Below are 19,136 nucleotides of genomic sequence, written 5' to 3' on the forward strand. Positions count from 1 at the left end.
ACACCACATCCGCCTTCGATTTCCCGGCGGATGTCTCTTTTTATTGCTTATTCGCTTGTGACGTTTAACACTTTAGTGATTTAAAGCGTTTTTCAACCAATTGACTAAATTGTCATTTGCGCATATACTAACATTCGTCTTACGAAAAGATTTATCCATTAGGAGGTCAACATGAGTTCTTTATTTCGAAAAAAATCTCTCGACCAGCTCATGCTTGAAAGTCAAACGAAGCGGCTGAGCCGTTCGTTGAATACGTTTGATTTAATCTTGCTTGGCATTGGCTGTGTGGTCGGGACTGGAATCTTTGTCATTACGGGGGTTGCTGCGGCAAATGATGCAGGACCTGCGATTATTATATCTTTTATTTTGGCTGCGATCGCATGCGCCCTTGCTGCTTTTTGCTACGCTGAATTCTCCTCATCCATTCCTGTGTCAGGAAGCGTCTATACGTATTCCTACGCAACACTTGGAGAATTTCTGGCCTTCTTAATGGGCTGGGATCTCATGCTTGAATATGTCATTGCGCTCTCTGCTGTGGCAAGTGGATGGTCGTCCTATTTTCAATCACTGCTCAGCGGATTCGGTCTTCACATACCGAAGGCTTTATCAGCTGCACCTGGAGCCGCTGACGGGGCCGTCTTTAACCTTCCAGGCGCACTCATTATTTTGCTCATCACCTTTATCGTCTCAAGAGGCGTCAAAGAAAGCACAAAGCTGAATAACATCATTGTGCTGATCAAAATTGCCATCGTCCTACTCTTTATCATCTCAGGCTTTGCTTACGTCAAACCTGAAAACTGGACACCGTTTATGCCAATGGGCTTTAACGGCGTGATTGCAGGCGCGGCAACCGTCTTTTTTGCTTACCTCGGATTTGATGCGATCGCCAATGCATCTGAAGAGGTCAAAAATCCGCAAAAGGCGATGCCGGTTGGAATTATCGGAGCGCTCGGCGTTTGTACCATTTTATACATCGGGGTTTCCTTTGTCTTAACAGGCATGGTTCACTATACGAAGCTGAATGTCAGTGATCCTGTCGCATTTGCTCTTCAAGTGGTTGGCCTAAATAGTGTGGCGGGTATCATATCAGCCGGTGCTATTATTGGGATTACAACGGTTCTCATTGCCTTGGTATATGCACAGGTTCGCTTAACTTTTGCGATGAGCCGCGATGGGCTTATGCCAAATATTTTCTCAAAGGTTCATCCAAAATCGCAAACGCCCGTTGCCAACACTTGGCTGACAGGTGCAGTCGCAGCGTGTATCGTAGGTTTTGTGAATTTATCGACGCTTGCGAATTTAGTCAGCATCGGTACACTAGCAGCCTTCACGGTGATTTCCATTGCGGTCATCATTTTACGGAAAAAACATCCGAATCTTAAAGCAGCATTTAAAGTACCGTTCGTGCCTGTGCTTCCGATTATCAGTGCGATCATTTGTATGACATTGGCTGCCACACTGAAATGGGAGACATGGAGAGCCTTCCTCATCTGGATCGCCATCGGTGTTGTTGTCTATTTCACCTATGCAAGACGAAAAAGCCATCTGAATGAAACAAATTAGAAAAGAGACTCGGGAATTCCCGGTCTCTTTTTTTCTTAAACCACGCTGTTTTTGACTGAATTTGAGTCCACCATATCTGGATCTAACACGCTTGAAATCGGAATGACAAGCGGTGAACAATCTCCATTGTCCTCACCAAAACCTTGATTCAATTTCATCGAGAGAAAATAATCAATCTGCTGATAAGGTCCTAGCGTCAGTGATGCACCCCGATCCATTGCATTGATTTTAAAAGCACCGACATTGACGACTGAAGGTGAGAATAACATCACACGTCACTTCCTTTGAATGGGTTTAGCTGCTGGTGAAAAAGAGGCAGGTGAGTCCACTTGATCTCGATCATCTACATGGCTTTTTGTACCGACAAAACCGCTGGCATCTCCAAAATTCTGTCCGTAACCCTGATTTTTTTTATCTGAGTTTTGCCACTCTGCTAACAAATTTTGTCCGACATTCACCGCCGACGCATTTTCAAAGGAATTAATTTTTAACATGAAAATATTAATATTGATATACGGAGTTGGTTGAACCACAGATAAACCTCCTTTTTATAGGTATATGCAAGCACCCTTCAAGTATGTTAACAGGAGGTCTTCACATGGACTTCGAAAAAATGAAGCAGTGGATGGACATTGCCCAGCAAATGCATGGAGATGATTTTTGGAAAATGATCTTCGATGATGAGCAAAAATCCCCCTTTATGGCAAACGGTCCATCTCCATTTACATTCACACAGCAGGATCAGCGGGGATCAGATGCGTCGTTTCCACCAATCGACATGGTGGAAACCCATGCAGAAATTCAATACTTAATTTATTTGCCTGGCTACCGAAAGGATGATGTTCAGGTGTTATCATATGGTGAATATTTGGTTGTGAAAGGACAGCGTTTTTCCTTTTTTAACGAGCAGGACTTTCGCCAAAAGCAAGGGAAGTATGGTCCGTTTGAAAAGAAAATCCGCCTTCCAGAGATGATTCTTGGTAAAATGAATGCTGCCTTTAAAGACGGTGTACTTTACATCCGTCTGCAAAAGGATGAAGGAAAAGCGACTGCTATTATCATAGATGACGAATATTGATACTCACTGCGTCTATTTGATCACGATCATCAATGGTTTCAATCGGCAGGATCGTGATCACGCCATCAGCATTCTGTTCGCCAAAGCCATTGTTTCGTTTGATCGTACTGCAATGATTGCGAACAAACGTCGAGCCAAACGTCATAGATACTCCTGTTCCAATCGAGTTCGTTTTCATATGGGCAATGTGAATCTGAGTAGGCAGCATATGCTTCTCCCCTTTCTTGTCATCTCTATAAGTATATACCGGTCAGCTTTTCCATAGACTAGAGCAAGGCGGAAGAAAAGGTTGTGGTCTACTTGAAACATCTCATTCAATCACTCTTTAAAAAAACTGAATCCAGTCCATCCCCATCTGTTGTTGAACTAGAAAAAAGACTCGCCGCTCTTGAGCAAAAAATGTCTGCACCAGCTGCTCCTGTCTCAGAGGATACACACATCCATATCGAATCCCTGCACGTGGACAAAATTGATTACCATTTAGAATTTGGGGAGCTTTCTATTGACCAGCTCCAAGGCAGGCTCAATATTGGGGCAACCTATTACACGCCAAAAGACACATGCATCCAAAAATCCACACAACCACCGAAGCCCCAAAAAACAAAAACACCGGTTGTCTCAATTCGGTCAAAGCCTTCATCTTCTTAAGGCGCTCAGCTTTTCAGCACAATCGGCAGCCATAAATAGACCGCAAGAACAATCACCACAATACTGATGATATTTAACCAAAAACCCGCCCTGACCATATCAGATATTTTCAGCACATCCGCACTAAATACAGCGGCGTTTGGCGGTGTGGAAATCGGCAGCATAAACGCACAAGAGGAAGCCAAAGCAGCCGCAGCCATTAAACCATACGGCTCGATTCCAATCGCAAGCCCAAGCCCTACCGTTATCGGAATAATCATATTGGCAACAGCTGTATTTGACATAATTTCAGTCATAAACAGAATCGCTCCCGTTAAAATAATCAACAGCATGATATACGAAAGCCCGTTCAAATGCTGTAAATTTTCTCCGATCCATCCTGTTAGATTGGTTTCTGCAAAGCCCGTAGCGAGCGAAAGCCCTCCTCCAAACAAAAGCAAAAGTCCCCACGGCAGTTCTTTCATATCCTGCCATTCTAATATTCTCTCTCCATTTGTTGCTGGGATGAGAAATAACAGCATGGCACCGAAAATGGCGATAGACGTATCAGATACGGTCATCCCTCCAAATAAAAAGAGCTTAAAAATCCATAAGAACGCCGTCATGAGAAAAACAACAAATACCCATTTTTCCTCTTGTTTCATTTTTCCTAAATCCTCTAATCCCTTTTGAATGAACGATGCACTCATTTCACCTGTGTGTTCTACCTTGAACTGTACCCTCGTCAAATACAAAAATAAGAGAATCAGCAGAATCAGCGCAACAGGAAAACCAAACATAAACCATTCAAAAAACATAATTTCCCGATCTAGCAGTTTTTTTGACATCGCAGCAAACACCGCATTTGGCACAGACCCGACAAGTGTCGCCAATCCTCCTATTGACGCTGAATACGCAACCGACAATAAGATGCTTTTACTGAATCGATCCAGAGATGGACCAGATAAGATTTCATTTGTCTTGACCTCTTTAATCACTGCAAGTGCTACTGGCAGCATCATTAGGGCTGTCGCTGCATTCGAAATCCACATAGATAAAAAAGCAGTCGCGATCATGACACCTAATACAATGCGGTCACTTCTTGTGCCAATCACCCTTAAAATGTGTAAGGCCATTCTTCTATGTAAGTTCCATTTTTCAATGGCAATTGCGATCATAAATCCTCCCATGTACATAAAGACGATCGGATCTCCATAAGACCTTGATGCCTGTTCCATAGAAAGCCCGCCAAGTGTCGGTAGCAGGATGATGGGCAATAAAGATGTAGCAGGAATGGGCAGTGCTTCAGTCACCCACCATGTGGCGGTCCAAGCCGTAATGCCCAAGACTACCCTCGCAGCATAGGTCAATTCATCTTCAGGTATGAGAAAAAAAGCGAGCAAAAAGAATGTCGGTCCAAGAACAAGTCCAATCAAATTCACTTTTTTATAAACGATAACAATTCCCCCTATTAAAAGCGCTTGTCATATTTTTTCTAATTTTCCACATTCGATGATCTCTTAAGAAATCCTTTAAATCATAAGAAAAAATGAAGATATCTTTCATTATGACCAGCTTGTTTTACTGCCATTTCCCAAACCATGACATGATCCCTTGGTCTATTTTCATAGGAGAAACTATACAAATCACGACCAATCACTGTAAAATATAGAGGATCTAATCAAAAATTGAGGTGTTTTCATTGTATACGGATCAAAAAAAATCATTTTGGAAACAGAAAAAAGTCATCATCCCTCTTCTTAGCATCATCGTAGTTGCTGCTGCGTTCTTTTTCTTAAAAGATACTCTTTTCTCAAAAGAAAAAGAGGCTTTAAAAGTCGCTCAAAACTTTACGGAACATATGAAGAAGAAAGACTTTACGAAGCTGGCAGATGAGGTGACAAGTGCATCTTTGAAAGCCAATGACTTTTCAAAAAAACAACTAGCCGAAAAATACGACAATATTTTCAACGGTATTGGTGCTTATGACCTGAACATTTCAAAGCTCAACGTTGAAAAACAGGACAAAGGAAATGGATATCAATTTTCCTATGATGTAACGATGAAAACGTCTCTTGGCAAGCTGCATAAGCTGTCTTACAAGGGCGTTCTTTCCGAAGAGGACGACCAGTGGAAAGTGGACTGGAAGCCGAATCTCATCTTCCCGCAAATGGAAAAAGGAGATACCATCAAGGTCAAAGCTGACCCTGCTGTCCGCGGAAACATTGTTGACCGAAAAGGGCGTACACTGGCAGAAACAACTGGTGGAAACGCACTTGGCGTCATCCCAGGAAAACTCGGAACAGGAGAAGAAAAAGAACGCAATATCAAAAAGATCAGCAAAGCTTTTGATATAGAGGAAGAACTAATCAACAATCAGTTGAAACAAGCATGGGTCACAGACGACACGTTTGTCCCGCTCAAATCGATGTTAAAACAAAAGCCGATTCCAAAGGACGTAAATGGCGTCACCTATCAATCAAAGGAAATGCGCTACTATCCATATAACAAAGCCGCCGCTCATCTCACCGGGTATGTCGGAAAAGCAAATGCGGATGATATCAAAAGAAATCCAGCATTAAAGGCGGATCAAATCATCGGCAAAACCGGCCTTGAATTTACATTTGACAAAAGCTTACGCGGACAAGATGGCGGAAGCATTCTCATCGTCCATGATGAAACAGGCATTGAAGAAACATTGCAAAAATCAGCTCGAAAAGATGGAAAAACAGTGAAGCTGACGATTGATGCTTCTTTACAGAAAAAAGCCTATGATCAGCTGAAAGGTGAAAAAGGGGCAGTCACGATCATGAATCCATCATCAGGCGATCTATTAGCGCTTGTCAGCACCCCTTCCTACGATGTCAATCTCATGACAAACGGGATTACACCTAAGCAATATCAGGCATACAGTGAAAATCCAGACCTTCCATTCCAAGCTCGATATGCGAGCCGGTATGCGCCAGGGTCCACATTCAAAACCATTACAGCCGCCATTGGGCTGGAAACAGGTGTCACAAAGCCTGACAAAGTGCGTACCATTCACGGACTAAAATGGCAAAAGGATCAATCTTGGGGAAATTATCGCATCACACGGGTTCACGATAAAGAAAAAGTAAATATGGTCGATGCCCTTGTGTACTCAGACAATATTTATTTTGGACAGGAAGCACTCGAAATCGGCAAAGACACCTACGAGAAAAAAGTGAAAGCATTTGGGTTTGGCGAAGACTTACACATGCCATTTACAATGAAGCCTGCACAAGTATCAAACGATGGCATAACATCGGATATCTTATTGGCTGACTCGGCGTATGGCCAAGGCGAATTACTCATGTCACCGATTGAACAAGTACATGCCTATTCTCCATTTGCCACTGGAGGCAAGCTTGTCTACCCTCGAGTGATTCAAGATGAAAAAACAGCATCACCAAAACAAATCATCAAAGAAGGCTCGGCAAACACAGTGAAAGACGCGTTGACTAAGGTCGTGACCAGTCCAAACGGAACAGCCCACTCCTTACAAATCGAAGGAGCGGATATTGCCGCTAAAACGGGAACGGCAGAATTAAAGAGCAAACAAGGTGCAACAGACGGCACTGAAAATGGATTTTTACTTGCGTTTAATCCTAAAAAAGAAGATTACGTCCTCGTCGGCATGATCGAAGGTGTGAAAAACCGCGGCGGTAGTGGACTCGTCGTTCAAAAAATGAAGCCGGTGATTGCTTCTTTTTACAAATAACTCTTTAGAGACACAAGCTCAATCAAGCGCTTGTGTCTCTTTTTTTCTAAATCATGACAATTTGCTATTGTTTTATAGTTCACCTTATGAATAAAATGAGAAGAATGCAAAAATCAGAAAACAGATACATGAAGGGAGGAAGTCTCATTGGCCATTGCTGCTCGTACAAAGGATAAACCTCAACATTCTGTTACCGGCTCAACGGTTTATCCCATCCTATTGATTATTGGTATTTGTCATATGCTGAACGACACACTTCAAGCCGTTATTCCTGCGATGTTCCCTATTTTGGAACGCTCAATGGGGCTGACCTTTACACAATTAGGGCTGATTGCCTTTACATTAAATATGGTCTCCTCTGTGATGCAGCCTGCTATTGGTTGGTACACAGATAAACGGCCGATGCCTTATGCACTTCCGATTGCTTTATTTTCAAGTGCTGTCGGGATATTCGGACTCGCGTTTGCTCCATCTTTTGCCACCATTCTGCTTTGCGTTGTCTTTATCGGACTTGGCTCTGCGATCTTCCATCCAGAGGGCTCCCGTGTTGCCAACATGGCAGCTGGTCCAAGACGGGGACTTGCACAGTCCATTTATCAAGTAGGCGGGAATACAGGTCAAGCCTTTGCTCCGCTTATCGCTGCATTAATGCTCGTACCGCTCGGTCAGACAGGCGTGGCTTGGTTTACGATTGTTGGAATGATAGCAGTCGGTTTCCTTCTTTATATTTCAAAGTGGTACGCCGGAAGACTTCAAACCATTCGGGCCCAAGCGAAAAAAACACCTGCAAGAGCTGCTAGATCTGATATTCATCGTAAATCAGCACTCATTGCACTCGGCATTATCGTCTTTCTCATCTTTGCCCGCTCTTGGTATGGGAATGCCATTTCGAATTTCTATGCGTTTTATGCGATTGAACAATACGGTTTGACGATTAAAGAATCACAGACTTATATTTTCTTATTTCTCATTCTAGGTGCAATTGGAACTTTTTTAGGCGGGCCGCTTGCAGACCGCTTTGGCAAGAAAAACGTGATTTTAGTTTCCTTATTGGCATCCTTCCCGCTTGCCCTGCTGCTGCCATTTGCCGGACCCGTTTTTGCCTATGTTTTACTCGGACTAATTGGGCTCATTTTGACATCAAGCTTCTCTGTCACGGTGGTTTATGCCCAAGAACTATTTCCCGGGAAAATTGGCACAATGTCTGGTTTAACTGTTGGGCTTGCGTTTGGTATGGGTGCAATCGGATCGGTTGCCCTTGGCTCATTCATTGATGCCTTCGGCTTAACGCCTACCATGGTCGGTGTTGCCTTTCTACCGATATTAGGCATCCTAGCCTTCTTACTTCCTAGCGATCAAACCATCTCCAAATGGAATGAATCATAAAAAGAAAACCGCTCAATAATGAGCGGTTTTTTCATCTCTCATAAAAATGCGTGTCAGGAACATGCTTCTTTGCAATAAACCCTTGCTTAAATTCTGGAAATACCTTTTGCACCTGTTTAATCTTTTGATGAACCAAGTCGGCATACGGAATATACAAATGATCCACAAGCTTCTGTTCTTTCATATAGTAATACCAATTAAGGTTAAAGGTATTCTCGTCAATGATCGTAAAAGCAGAAAAATGATAGAACAAAAGTGGACATTCGTCGAGATACATATCCCCTTTTACAACTGAAAGCTTGTAGTTTTCAATGTTCCAAATCGCCGCATTGGCTCCTTTAGATGCAACGATATGAACCCCTTCAAAATCATCAACCCATCTTTCCACATACCGCTGATCTCCGTACGTCTTTTTTTCTGTATCCATTTCTACTGTACAATGTGCAAGACAGTTTTCTTTCCATTGCGTGACTGCCTGTTTGGCAACATCTGTGTTACGGCAGCCTACAAACCCAGTATTAAAGCGGCCAGACAACTCGTAAAAATGATAGAACCGCTTGGAATTCATATGATCCGTTAAAAATAAATGAGCGCTTGGATTCTCTGCAAAAACCGCTTCTGGATCATGATAAAAATACAAATCTGTATCCAGATGGGCAAGATAATCCGCATCTGAGGACTCAAGAATGTTGAGTAGAAAAGCAGGCTTTAACGTCCAGCAATACTCATGAAACGTACGATCTTCTTTTGCCTTTCGAAGCGTGTCATCTTCAATGTCTTCAAGCTGTTCATATTGAACATGCGGATGAGGGAACTCCCTTAACACCTTATAAGCCAAAGGGTCTGCACATAAAACTGACAGCTTGAATGCATGAGCGTTTTGTTCAAGCGAATGAATCAGCGCCAAAAGCTTAAAGACATGAGTATTCGACACAATGGTTGTAAAGTGATAAGACGCCATTTACAACACATCCACTTGGAACAAATCAACGCGTAACAGCTCTTTCGTCAGCCCTTGAATGGCTTCTACAAGTACCGTGCAGCCATACTCCTGCCGCGCAAGCTGCGCCGCTTCTGCCAGCTTTTTCAAAGGAACATGCTTGGCTGTCAGCATATCTTTTTTATCCCGTTTGATGCCTACATTCCGCTCTGTGATCAAATGAATCAGTTCTAAAAAATAAGATAACAGGTCATCAAATGCTGAATTCTCACGCAGCTTCCGAACTTCTTTCACAATATCATTTGTCACAGTGTGAGAAAACGGACCAGAGAAAGCCAAGTGGACATCAATGGAATCAATATTGTTGTACTTCTCACACATATACAAAATGTTGTATTTGATGTCATCAAACGACGTTAAATTACTGGGGTGCTCTTGATGCACACTCATGATATCCTCTCGCAATTCAAAGGAGAGACCAAGCTGATTCAATCGAATCCCTAAATCATAATCCTCAAATCCGTACCGAACGATATTTTCATCAAACATCCCTAGTGCCATGACATGCTTGCGTTTGACAGAGGAGTTATTTGTAATAAAAAATCGCCATGGCAGCTCATAAGAACCTAAATCATAGTGGTACGTTTCCAAAATGTCTTTGAGAATATCAATAAACTCAGACTGCAAATCGAAGCTTTTCTCTAAAAATACACCATTTTCGACTTCTTCCATTGATAAAAGAGGCGTTTTGTCCTCCATTTTCCGCTTATACAGCCCTTGCTTTTTCAATCGCTTCATATGATCTTTATCAAATGCTGTGTAAAAATAGCGATAAATCCGCTTCCAGCACACACCGCAAATAACGAGATCCTCTCTGTCAGCATGGGCCTCTGCATGCTTTTCAATAAATCTCGGTTCTGCTAGCATATCACTGTCATGGAAAATGAGCAGATCTCCCTCCGCCTCGCGAATGGCATGATTACGCCCCTTTGCAATCCCTTGATTGACAGGAATACGCACCTTTTTAAACGGAAAGTTCACCTCAATGTTCGCGAGCATTTCCATCGTGCCATCTGTTGAGCCATTATCGGCAACAATGACCTCAAACGGAATATCTGTTTTCTGAAGTGTTAAGGAAAAAAGGCTTCCTTCTAAACGCTCTTTGGCATTATAGCTTGGAATAATGACGCTTACCTTTGGCTTTTCGTTCATGCGTCATCCTCCTCCCGTTTGGCATAGCCGTTAAACAGCGGATCGACCTGCTCCACAGATTCAATCACATGGCGAAGCACTTCCCGATAGGCTTCTTGGAAAAACGGCAGGTCATTTCGTCCTTTTTCATGAATTTGCTGCATCTCATCCTTGCTCACAATCCGAAAGCCGCTGAAATGATAGCAAATGAGCGGATGCCCATCCTCCAGGAGAATACGTCCATTCTCCTCCCGATAAGAATGCTGCCCATAGTTCCAATGACCAATATTCACGCCTTTTGTCTCAATATCTTCTACATTGTCAAACAGCCTCGGCATATGATCCAGATATCCTTGATCGCCAAACTTGCCTTCTCCCGGTGCATTTTTACATTCTTTTAAGCATTCTTCTTTCCACCAGCTGAGGCATTTTCGTCCGGCTTCATCTCCTTTAAAATGTAGAAATCCTGAGTTATAGCGTCCTAAAAGCTTCTGAAGCATCTTCACTTCCTCAGCATCAAAGCTTGGAATGACAATATCCCCTCTTGAGATTAAAACAGAGGCATTCGGCTGATGTTGAAAAATAACCTGAGGGCTCTCATAAAAGAATAAATCCGCATCAAGATAAGTGACCCTCTCTGTCTGCTCCTGTTCAAATAACCACTCAATCCAAATCGGCTTTAAGGTCCAGCAATATTCCGATGCATCCCGTTCCTCTTTTTTCTCTAGCAGTTCTGGTGTCTCGAGCTCCCGTACATGAACAAGATCCACATGCGGGAAATTCATTTGATGAAGCAAATCAAATGCAGCATCATCCATACATAACGTCTTGATGACAGCATCATCTTCTACTTGCTTCAACGATAAGAAAAACGCAATGGCTTGATAAAGTCTTCCACTTGAAAGAACCGTACAATATATGCTGTTCATCTTTTTACACCTCTATTTTTGAAAGAATTCGCGATACCATTCAATCGTCTTCTCTAAACCTTCATCAATGGAGTAGTCAGGCTTCCAATCAAGCAGCTTTCTCGCTTTCTCTGCCGACAAATATTGATGCTTAATCTCATGTGTTCCTTGGTTCAAAATACGAGGCTTCAGCTCACTTCCCATTGCCTTTAAAATCTTATCCACAAGGTCAAGCACTGTCAGTTGAATTTCGTTACTAAAGTTAAAGGCTTCTCCCGCCAGCCCTTTTTCCTCCATCTTCTCAGCTAGCAGCAAATATGCCTTCACTGCATCTTCAATGTAGAAGTAATCACGAATAAATGTCCCGTCACTTCTAATTTCCGGCGCCTTTCCTTCTAACACAAGCTGAATGGTTTGCGGAATGATTCTGTTAAAATTCAAATCTCCGCCTCCGTATAAATTACCGCAGCGTGTAATACAAACCGGAAGACCATATGTGTTGTAGTACGTATGAGAAATTAAATCTGCACAGCTTTTTGATACATCATACGGATGCTTCCCGTTAAGCGGCATGTCTTCATCATAAGGAAGCTGCTCCTGATCACCGTATGCTTTGTCACTTGATGCCACGATCACTCGTTTGATCAGCGGCTGTCTTCTGCACGCCTCCAGTACATTCCATGTCCCTAAAATATTCGCTTCAAATGTAGAAACAGGATGTCTATTTGCGACTCCCACAATGGCTTGGGCAGCCAAATGGAAGACGGTGTCAATTTCATATTCTCCTAACGCACGTTCAATTGTCTGCATATCCTCTAATGCGCCTTGCACCACATTCATTTTTTCAAATTGACTGCCTTGATATAAATTCGATCGAGGCACCTGATCACGCACAAGTCCAGTCACATTTGCCCCTTGATCAATCAATTCCTTGACGAGATAGCTCCCTAACAGCCCTGTACATCCAGTTACAAATACGTTCTTTCCATTCCAAAATCCGCTCATGCTGTCACCAAACCTTCCATGGTTGTTTTCCATCTGTCCACATGTCGTTGATTTCCTTCAGGTTTTTATACGTATCAATTGCTGTCCAAAATCCGTGATGCTCATAAACGGCAAGCTCTCCATCATCCGCTAGGTTTTGAAGAGGCTCCGCTTCAAACACGCATTGGTCATCGTCTGTCAAATAATCAAATACCTTTGGAGACAACACAAAAAATCCTCCATTGATCATCCCGATACTGTCTGTCTTCTCAGAGAAGGATTGTGCCATCCCGTTATACACCTTCAGTGTCCCGTACTGGGACTTCTTTTCAATGCCTGTGACAGTCGCAGCTGCACCAAGATCCTGATGACGTTTCAGCAAATGAAACATATTGATATTGGCCAGTCCATCACCATACGTCATCATAAAGGTCTCATCACCGATGTAATCCTGTGCCTGCTTTAAACGTCCGCCTGTCATCGTATCTTCACCTGTATCTAAAAAGGTGATTTTCCAGTTCTCCGATTTCCCTAAAAGCTTCATTTCTCCTGTTGCCATATCGAGCTGCATGCTGTGGTGCTGCCAGTCGTAGTTCAGAAAGTACTCTTTGATCTTCTCTCCTTTATAACCAAGCAATAGGATAAATTCGTCTACACCGTAATACTGATAGATTTTCATAATATGCCATAGAATAGGCCGATCTCCGATCATAGCAAGTGGTTTAGGAAGCGCTTGTGTGACCTCACTCATTCTCGTTCCCTTTCCTCCGCAGAGAATGACTGCTTTCATCTTCTCCCCTCATCTCTCTATGAAGATTTTTGATTAAAAACCCTATCTTTATGCGGAAAATCAGTACATGTACCCTCATACTTTGTCCGACATCAGGTTTTGAATCTACTCTATTCATATGTCGAAATAAGAGAGTGTGCCACCTAGCATTTAACTATTTTTACAAATAAAAAAGAGCGAGATTCATATTCTCGCTCTTACAAAGTTTAAATTGTATATTTTCAGGGTAGATGGTATGATAAACATGTGCATAACCAGCACAAACAGCCTCTTTCTACAAAGAGACTACTAGATTGAATGAATTCAAGTGGCAGCTTGTTTCATTCTCAATATGAATCACGGAGGTGAATTCCCATGGCACAAAACGTTCTTTGTGAAGTGAACTCTTGCCGTTTTTGGGCTGAAAACAGCTGTACCGCTTCTACCATTAAAATTGGTAAAAACACGATGACTGAAGTGACTCGCAATACTGAAACTGATTGCGAAACATTTGAAACAAAATAATCTATTTTTCTCTGAGATGAAGGAACTGGCAGGTTCCTTCTTTTCTTTTATCATTCTATCAAGAATGATAATTATTATCAAGGGTTTTTCAATAAACATTTCTCGGGAAATAATGACACGATATTTCTCCATTCGTTGACGATTTTCACTCCTTTTTCTATACTCAACATATCCGAAGAAGAAAAAGTGGTGACCAATCAATGGATTTTACGATACGTTTTCTATCATTCTTTGTCGTGGAAATCGAAGGCAAAGATGAACAAGCAAATAAACGGTTTAAACATTATCAAACACTAGATCAAGAGGAATTTGAACAGAGTGAGCTGAAGGACTTTTTAGACGGCGAGCTGAAAAAAATCGTCAAACGAAAAGTGGACAGACACCCTAAATCTGAACAAGTACCGACCAAAATTGGCCGATTTATTGTAGAACCCGGTCATGAGCTCGACTCAAACCCAAACTACAACCTATTTCATCAAACGAGATTTGCAGATACAAAAGAATTGTTTAATGAATGCAGTGAACAGTTTGTTCGCACATATTTAGATACAAGTGCTGTCAGAGGCGGCGTTTTTTTAGTGGCTTCTGCCGTTCCTAAAAAGTATTTCGACGATTCCTTTGTCTTTATTATGAAATGCGATTTCGAGCAGAAAGTGGCTTCTATCGCTGATACATCTACCTTGATCAGAAAAGTCGAAATGGCCATTACGACAAAAAACATGAAATCAATTCAATACCCGTTTATGCCAGAAGAGGGCATGACTGAGGAAGCGGAAGTGAAAATTCACCAATCCTCACACGCTCGTTATTTTGAGGACTTTTTGAAGTTCGTCGAATACGGTGAATCCATGCCTGAAATCATGAAATCACAGGTCATGAATATGGTACAGGAACAGGTTTTTGAAACATTACAGGATGAAAGTGAAGAATTAAAGCAGTTTGAAGAGGATCTTGAAATATGGGAAGCGAGTGAAAAACGAGAAATTAGAGAAACACTCGATACAGAGCAGGTCACACAAGCAGCCTCCCATATTGTTGAACAAACTCCTGATATCACAATGAAAATGCGTCTAGGCGAGACGGAAATCAAAGGTCTTCTAGCAGACTTTGGCCACTCGATTCATATTGCAAAGCTCAACAATCGATATGTCGTGCTCGTTGAAGCAGATCAAATCGTCTTCGAAAAAGGAAGCACACCTGTTGAGTTTCATAAACCAAATGGGTTAAAAGAGGTGGTCAGCCAGCTGACGCAAAAAGCCTATGATTCAGATGTAGAATAAGAAACCATGACTGCCTCTTGCATTCAGCGAAAGAGGCAGTTTTTTTGTATAAGACCTGAATTTATTATGCTGGATCAGAAGAAACATGCAGCTCCCTGCCTCTTGCCCACATGCTGACAAGCAATAAGCTTATGATAAGCATCAGCCAAAAGACGCTGCTTGATCCAAAAAACTGAATCATCGTATATCCAAACAAGGGTCCTAAAGCCGCTCCCATATCTTGAACAAAGGAATAGCTTGCGAGAAAGCGGTTTTTATCGGTTTCAGCAGAGGCTTTTTGAAAGGCAAGAGTATCCGTTAATGTCGTTAAGACTGTTGACAGCAGCTGGATCAAAAGCAGCATCACAAGAAACCAGCCGCTTACCTTCAGCATGACCGCCAGAAGACTGAGACCTCCAAATGAAAGAAACATCCAGCAAAGCGTTCGTTCCTTCATCACAAGGCCATCAAACCATCTGCCCGTTTTCGGTGCTACAAATGGTTCCCACCCCCATCTGAGCGCTTGAATGATGCCACTTAAAGCCGAAGCTCCGATGACAAAGCCGAACAGAGCAAATTCACCATCACCAATCCTTGCTTCAATGACATGACTGAGTGTTGATGCGAATAACCCTTGTATCACAAGTGCGATCAGCATACCTGTCATTAATACTTTTACAACATCTCGTGCAAGCCACCTCTGTTTGATGACTTGATACACCTGCCCCTCTTCTCCCTTTTCAATCTCATCCAAAGAGACATAAAAAATGACCCCTAGTAATGTGAGTAAACCAAAAACAAGCGTCATGGACTGGAAGCCGATCAGGCTGGCAAATATTCCGCCAAATAACATGCCAAATAAACTACCAAGCCGGTAAAGCCCATTATAAATCCCCGTATAATGCCCCTGTGAGCCTTCGTCCATCTCAGCAATTAACCTCATTCCACTCATACGCAATAACGTCCATGCCAGCCCCCAAGCGCAGCGGCAAATCAGCAGCAGCCAAAAACCGCTCACACCATATAGCATCGTGGTTACTGATGCAATCAATATAGCGATCAATACACCGGTTTTCATTGGGACAAACCGATAGAGCCACCAAACGACAGGTGTTAGCGGGATGCGGATGAATCGGTTGATGGACAGCAGCAGCCCAACCTCCCAAATAGATGATAAACCAATCTCTTTCCAATAGATCGGAAGAACAATATAAAGCATTGAATCCCCAATCAGTGCAAATGCTGTGATAAGCGATATTGACACCACTTGCTTTTGACGATGATCCATTTTCCCTTCCCCCTTCGCTATCTTTACAATAAGGGATGCCTTATAATAAATCTAATGAATGTTTTTGATTGAACCATCAAAATAATTGATAGGTGGTGCAAAGTTGAATTTACATGCCCTTCGAATTTTTGCAAAGGTCGCAGAGACAAAAAGTGTTACACAAACAGCAGACGTGCTATCTTTGACACAGCCAGCTGTGACGGCTCAGCTTAGAAGCATTGAAAGTGAGATCGGGTTCCGTCTTTTTAAACGAAATGGCAGAGGTATTACACTTACGGAAATGGGGAAAATTCTATACCCTTATGCCCGGCAAGTGTTCGAGGCTGAAAAGGAAGTAGAATATCAGATTGCACTTTTACAAAACGGAAAAAAGGGGCGGCTCCGCATCGCTTCTACCTATGTACCACTCAACTTTTTATTGCCAGATTGGCTCGCTGCTTTTAAGACATCTTCATCTGAAACGGAAATTGAATTAAAAAGTGGAAACTCCGCTCAGGTTTTAGAAAGCCTGCTTCAATATGAATCAGATGTGGCCATCGCTGTGATCGAGGATTTGCACCATGAGGAGATTCTCACCTCTCATTTAACGAATTTAAGCTATGATTTTATTGTGCCGGCAGACCATCCATTGAACGGAACAACCGTCCCGCTAGAGCGCCTGAGCCAGGAGCCTTTTTTGATGCGTGAAGAAGGCAGTTCCACAAGAGATAAGCTCTTCTCTCTTTTTACCTCAAAAGGAATCAAAAAACCGACCGTGGACTTGCAGTTCAGCGGTGTTCATGAAGCGATACAAATGATCAAAGCTGGATATGGTATCACGCTTGTTCCCCGTGATGCGGTTCAAGGCAGTCTCAAGCGGAAAGAAATTGGGCGCGTGTACATTGAAGGCATTGAGATCGTCAGACCAGTTGTTGTGTGTAAGCGGGCGAATGATCTTGAAGAAAATAGAACCGTTGATGCCTTCCTGCAAATGAAAGGTATCGGTCCATTTACTACGCCTGCTGCCAATTAAAAAAGTGCCTGCTTCTGAAACAGGCACTTTTTTTATTCGGCTGGCTGCACGATGTCAAACGGTACAGCTTTTGAAGCCTTCACTAATTGTTCTGGTGTGATGAGGATTTCATTTCCCCATTCTCCTGCTCCAACCCCTAATATCTCTTCCTCTAACAACGAAGCTTCAATGATCGTTCGGAATCCTTCTGGCTGCCAGCAAAACGGCGGAATCGAACCAATTCGATAGCCCGTCACTTCAAGAACCTTCTCCGGTGAAGCCATTTTAATATTACGGGAGCCGGCCGCTTTCTTTAGTTTCCCTGACTTAATATGCTGGTCAGCGCCAACCATCACAAGCAGCTGCTCCCCTTCTCCTGTTTCAAAGATCAATGTTTTGATCATTTGTCTCTCGCGAAAACCAAGTGCTGCCGCTACATTTGCTGCTCCTTTTTCTGTTTCGGCAGAAAATGTTTTGATCTCATATGGGATGCCATGTTTGTCCAGAAAGTCATGTGCTGGTAATTTTCTCAAGTGATTGAACCCCTTTCCTTACAATGTCCTTCATTTAGCTTATCACAATCTTCTCATCCTTAAGATGTATTTTTCAATGGAAAGCCTATGAACCCTTCATCACCATGCTATACTAAACTTGTTTTTGAAAAGGAGCCGGTTTAATATGGGAAACAAATTTTGGTATTATACAAGCAGTAAAAGCCTTCTCATGCTGAGTGATATTTTATTTGTGATGACGATCACGTTTGTCATTTATCAAGATACACAATCTGTTGCCTATGCGGCTGGCTTTCCGCTGATCAGAACGATATGCCAGCTATTGGCTGGGCTCTTCTCTCCTGTTTTAACCGATCACTTTCAAGCTGGTCGGCTGTTGAAATGGGTACCGCTTTTACGTCTTGGGATGCTCATCGTGTTTACAGTTCAATTTCAATTCCTACAGCAGCATATGGTCTGGCTGTTTAGTGCACTCATATTGATTTCCATCACAAGCGGGTTGATCAGTCCTTTATTGCAGGCGATCATGCCAATGCTGGTGCCAGCAAATCAGCTTGTGAAAGCAAACAGTACAGCTTCCATATTTCATCAAACAGTTCAAGTTGCCGGCTATTCGTTCACTGGAATGCTCGTCCTATGGATCGGGCCATTTTCTTTAATGTGGGTTACTTGTGTCATGATTGTGTTGTCTTATCTATTTTTCATCCCTGTATTTCCTCTTCTAAAACAAGAAGAGACGGTTCGAAAAGCAAATAAGATGAACAGCTTTAAAGATGGCTGGACGATCATTTGGACAAATCAAACGGTACGTACCCTGACGTTTATGGATGTTTGTGAAAATATTGCGGGTGCTGTGTGGATCGGCGCGATTACGCTTGCCTTTGTCACACATGATTTAAAGCAAGGTGAGGAATGGTGGGGCTTTATCAATGCCGCTTATTATATCGGCACCATTCTAGGCGGGCTCTTGGCTGCATGGATGAGTCAATTTATTCAAAAGCAGCTTCTTCTCTTTATGGCAGCTGGGTCATTCATTTATGCAGTGCTGACTATTGTCTATTCACTGAACAGCCTGCCGTGGCTTGCTTTGCTGCTTTGTATTTTGATGGGGCCTGCTTATCAAATTCGTGATGTTTCGCAGCAAACCATTCTTCAAACGGAAACACCTGTCCAAGATTTATCAAAGGTGTACTCGGCTCATTACGTCCTTTCTTCTGTATCTGTCGGTTTATCTATATTCTTTGTTGGATTGATTGCGGATGCATATGGGGCGAGGTCTGTGTATTTGCTAGGCGGTCTGTTTGTGCTCGTCTGTTCCGGCATTGCCATCCTTTCTTTTATGAAGCAGAAAAAAGAGAGCAGCTGATTGATGC

20 protein-coding genes are annotated in these 19,136 nt (G+C 42.6%); 9 read left to right on the top strand and 11 right to left on the bottom strand.

Going from position 1 to position 19,136, the window contains the following annotated elements:
* Positions 1–171 precede the first annotated feature (171 nt).
* Positions 172–1,563, top strand: a complete 1,392-nt coding sequence (locus tag ACP69X_RS16200) for an amino acid permease (RefSeq protein ID WP_039177068.1) — start codon at positions 172–174, stop codon at positions 1,561–1,563.
* A 35-nt stretch (positions 1,564–1,598) separates the two neighbouring features.
* Here ACP69X_RS16200 and ACP69X_RS16205 read toward each other — a convergent pair whose 3' ends face one another.
* Both ACP69X_RS16205 and ACP69X_RS16210 read right to left on the bottom strand, forming a co-directional pair.
* Positions 1,599–1,832, bottom strand: a complete 234-nt coding sequence (locus ACP69X_RS16205) for a hypothetical protein (RefSeq protein WP_024424583.1) — start codon at positions 1,830–1,832, stop codon at positions 1,599–1,601.
* A 6-nt stretch (positions 1,833–1,838) separates the two neighbouring features.
* Entirely contained in the window at positions 1,839–2,096 is a 258-nt protein-coding gene (locus tag ACP69X_RS16210) for a hypothetical protein (RefSeq protein WP_003213975.1), read from the bottom strand.
* 65 nt (positions 2,097–2,161) lie between these two features.
* On the opposite strand from ACP69X_RS16210, the gene ACP69X_RS16215 reads away from it, so the two are divergent.
* Positions 2,162–2,641 (top strand): Hsp20/alpha crystallin family protein, encoded by a 480-nt coding sequence (locus ACP69X_RS16215; RefSeq protein ID WP_426052864.1) that lies wholly within the window; start codon positions 2,162–2,164, stop codon positions 2,639–2,641.
* On the opposite strand, the gene ACP69X_RS16220 is transcribed toward ACP69X_RS16215, so the two are convergent.
* The gene (locus ACP69X_RS16220; RefSeq protein WP_041087165.1) at positions 2,622–2,849 is read right to left on the bottom strand and encodes a hypothetical protein; all 228 of its coding nucleotides are present in this window, start codon (positions 2,847–2,849) and stop codon (positions 2,622–2,624) included. The two genes, ACP69X_RS16215 and ACP69X_RS16220, sit on opposite strands and share 20 nt — an antisense overlap.
* 83 nt (positions 2,850–2,932) lie before the next feature.
* On the opposite strand from ACP69X_RS16220, the gene ACP69X_RS16225 reads away from it, so the two are divergent.
* Positions 2,933–3,289, top strand: coding sequence for a hypothetical protein (locus ACP69X_RS16225; protein WP_041087163.1), 357 nt, complete (start codon positions 2,933–2,935; stop codon positions 3,287–3,289).
* 5 nt (positions 3,290–3,294) lie between these two features.
* Here ACP69X_RS16225 and ACP69X_RS16230 read toward each other — a convergent pair whose 3' ends face one another.
* Entirely contained in the window at positions 3,295–4,710 is a 1,416-nt protein-coding gene (locus ACP69X_RS16230; protein ID WP_041087161.1) for an SLC13 family permease, read from the bottom strand.
* Between the two features lie 260 nt (positions 4,711–4,970).
* Between ACP69X_RS16230 and ACP69X_RS16235 the strand changes: the two genes are divergently transcribed.
* Together ACP69X_RS16235 and ACP69X_RS16240 are read left to right on the top strand one after the other, a co-directional pair.
* The gene (locus ACP69X_RS16235) at positions 4,971–7,010 is read left to right on the top strand and encodes a penicillin-binding transpeptidase domain-containing protein (protein WP_426052865.1); all 2,040 of its coding nucleotides are present in this window, start codon (positions 4,971–4,973) and stop codon (positions 7,008–7,010) included.
* Positions 7,011–7,157: 147 nt separating this feature from the next.
* Positions 7,158–8,396, top strand: coding sequence for an MFS transporter (locus ACP69X_RS16240; RefSeq protein ID WP_041087157.1), 1,239 nt, complete (start codon positions 7,158–7,160; stop codon positions 8,394–8,396).
* 31 nt (positions 8,397–8,427) lie between these two features.
* On the opposite strand, the gene ACP69X_RS16245 is transcribed toward ACP69X_RS16240, so the two are convergent.
* Genes ACP69X_RS16245 through rfbF form a run of 5 tightly spaced genes read right to left on the bottom strand, consistent with a single transcriptional unit; the run spans position 8,428 to position 13,209 of the window.
* Positions 8,428–9,357, bottom strand: a complete 930-nt coding sequence (locus ACP69X_RS16245) for a putative nucleotide-diphospho-sugar transferase (protein WP_041087155.1) — start codon at positions 9,355–9,357, stop codon at positions 8,428–8,430.
* On the bottom strand, positions 9,358–10,548 hold the full coding sequence (locus ACP69X_RS16250) for a glycosyltransferase family 2 protein (protein ID WP_426052866.1): 1,191 nt from the start codon (positions 10,546–10,548) through the stop codon (positions 9,358–9,360).
* A complete protein-coding gene (locus ACP69X_RS16255; RefSeq protein WP_426052867.1) occupies positions 10,545–11,456 on the bottom strand; it encodes a putative nucleotide-diphospho-sugar transferase in 912 nt (303 codons plus the stop codon). The genes ACP69X_RS16250 and ACP69X_RS16255 overlap by 4 nt, the downstream gene beginning before the upstream one ends.
* Positions 11,457–11,468: 12 nt before the next feature.
* Positions 11,469–12,440 (bottom strand): GDP-mannose 4,6-dehydratase, encoded by a 972-nt coding sequence (locus ACP69X_RS16260; protein WP_039177044.1) that lies wholly within the window; start codon positions 12,438–12,440, stop codon positions 11,469–11,471.
* A gap of 4 nt (positions 12,441–12,444) precedes the next feature.
* Complete coding sequence (gene rfbF, locus ACP69X_RS16265; RefSeq protein WP_039177042.1) at positions 12,445–13,209, bottom strand: glucose-1-phosphate cytidylyltransferase; 765 nt, start codon at positions 13,207–13,209, stop codon at positions 12,445–12,447.
* A 354-nt stretch (positions 13,210–13,563) separates the two neighbouring features.
* Between rfbF and ACP69X_RS16270 the strand changes: the two genes are divergently transcribed.
* Together ACP69X_RS16270 and ACP69X_RS16275 are read left to right on the top strand one after the other, a co-directional pair.
* Entirely contained in the window at positions 13,564–13,713 is a 150-nt protein-coding gene (locus ACP69X_RS16270; RefSeq protein WP_072367870.1) for a DUF1540 domain-containing protein, read from the top strand.
* Between the two features lie 200 nt (positions 13,714–13,913).
* Positions 13,914–14,993: a DUF3900 domain-containing protein gene (locus ACP69X_RS16275; protein ID WP_039177040.1), complete on the top strand. Its 1,080-nt coding sequence runs from the start codon at positions 13,914–13,916 to the stop codon at positions 14,991–14,993.
* Between the two features lie 64 nt (positions 14,994–15,057).
* Here ACP69X_RS16275 and ACP69X_RS16280 read toward each other — a convergent pair whose 3' ends face one another.
* Positions 15,058–16,260 carry an MFS transporter gene (locus tag ACP69X_RS16280; protein WP_426052868.1) on the bottom strand — a complete coding sequence of 401 codons (1,203 nt, stop codon included), beginning with the start codon at positions 16,258–16,260 and terminating at the stop codon, positions 15,058–15,060.
* Between the two features lie 103 nt (positions 16,261–16,363).
* Here ACP69X_RS16280 and ACP69X_RS16285 point away from each other — a divergent pair, with 103 nt between their 5' ends.
* Positions 16,364–17,272, top strand: a complete 909-nt coding sequence (locus ACP69X_RS16285; protein WP_426052869.1) for a LysR family transcriptional regulator — start codon at positions 16,364–16,366, stop codon at positions 17,270–17,272.
* A gap of 32 nt (positions 17,273–17,304) precedes the next feature.
* Here the strand turns inward: ACP69X_RS16285 and ACP69X_RS16290 are convergent, their stop codons facing one another.
* Positions 17,305–17,784: an aminoacyl-tRNA deacylase gene (locus ACP69X_RS16290; RefSeq protein WP_039177033.1), complete on the bottom strand. Its 480-nt coding sequence runs from the start codon at positions 17,782–17,784 to the stop codon at positions 17,305–17,307.
* 145 nt (positions 17,785–17,929) lie between these two features.
* Between ACP69X_RS16290 and ACP69X_RS16295 the strand changes: the two genes are divergently transcribed.
* Positions 17,930–19,129 (top strand): MFS transporter, encoded by a 1,200-nt coding sequence (locus tag ACP69X_RS16295; protein WP_338527720.1) that lies wholly within the window; start codon positions 17,930–17,932, stop codon positions 19,127–19,129.
* Positions 19,130–19,136: the final 7 nt, after the last annotated feature.

The organism is Bacillus sp. DC4300-2b2, assembly GCF_049895685.1.
GTDB lineage: Bacteria > Bacillota > Bacilli > Bacillales > Bacillaceae > Bacillus > Bacillus safensis.

What these genes read in the sequence shown, in the direction of transcription:
- rfbF (WP_039177042.1), bottom strand. Translation starts at nt 13,209, where the DNA reads ATGAAAGCAGTCATTCTCTGCGGAGGAAAGGGAACGAGAATGAGTGAG.
- ACP69X_RS16205 (WP_024424583.1), bottom strand. Translation starts at nt 1,832, where the DNA reads ATGTTATTCTCACCTTCAGTCGTCAATGTCGGTGCTTTTAAAATCAAT.
- ACP69X_RS16270 (WP_072367870.1), top strand. Translation starts at nt 13,564, where the DNA reads ATGGCACAAAACGTTCTTTGTGAAGTGAACTCTTGCCGTTTTTGGGCT.
- ACP69X_RS16255 (WP_426052867.1), bottom strand. Translation starts at nt 11,456, where the DNA reads ATGAACAGCATATATTGTACGGTTCTTTCAAGTGGAAGACTTTATCAA.
- ACP69X_RS16260 (WP_039177044.1), bottom strand. Translation starts at nt 12,440, where the DNA reads ATGAGCGGATTTTGGAATGGAAAGAACGTATTTGTAACTGGATGTACA.
- ACP69X_RS16200 (WP_039177068.1), top strand. Translation starts at nt 172, where the DNA reads ATGAGTTCTTTATTTCGAAAAAAATCTCTCGACCAGCTCATGCTTGAA.
- ACP69X_RS16295 (WP_338527720.1), top strand. Translation starts at nt 17,930, where the DNA reads ATGGGAAACAAATTTTGGTATTATACAAGCAGTAAAAGCCTTCTCATG.
- ACP69X_RS16280 (WP_426052868.1), bottom strand. Translation starts at nt 16,260, where the DNA reads ATGGATCATCGTCAAAAGCAAGTGGTGTCAATATCGCTTATCACAGCA.
- ACP69X_RS16275 (WP_039177040.1), top strand. Translation starts at nt 13,914, where the DNA reads ATGGATTTTACGATACGTTTTCTATCATTCTTTGTCGTGGAAATCGAA.
- ACP69X_RS16245 (WP_041087155.1), bottom strand. Translation starts at nt 9,357, where the DNA reads ATGGCGTCTTATCACTTTACAACCATTGTGTCGAATACTCATGTCTTT.
- ACP69X_RS16215 (WP_426052864.1), top strand. Translation starts at nt 2,162, where the DNA reads ATGGACTTCGAAAAAATGAAGCAGTGGATGGACATTGCCCAGCAAATG.
- ACP69X_RS16220 (WP_041087165.1), bottom strand. Translation starts at nt 2,849, where the DNA reads ATGCTGCCTACTCAGATTCACATTGCCCATATGAAAACGAACTCGATT.
- ACP69X_RS16250 (WP_426052866.1), bottom strand. Translation starts at nt 10,548, where the DNA reads ATGAACGAAAAGCCAAAGGTAAGCGTCATTATTCCAAGCTATAATGCC.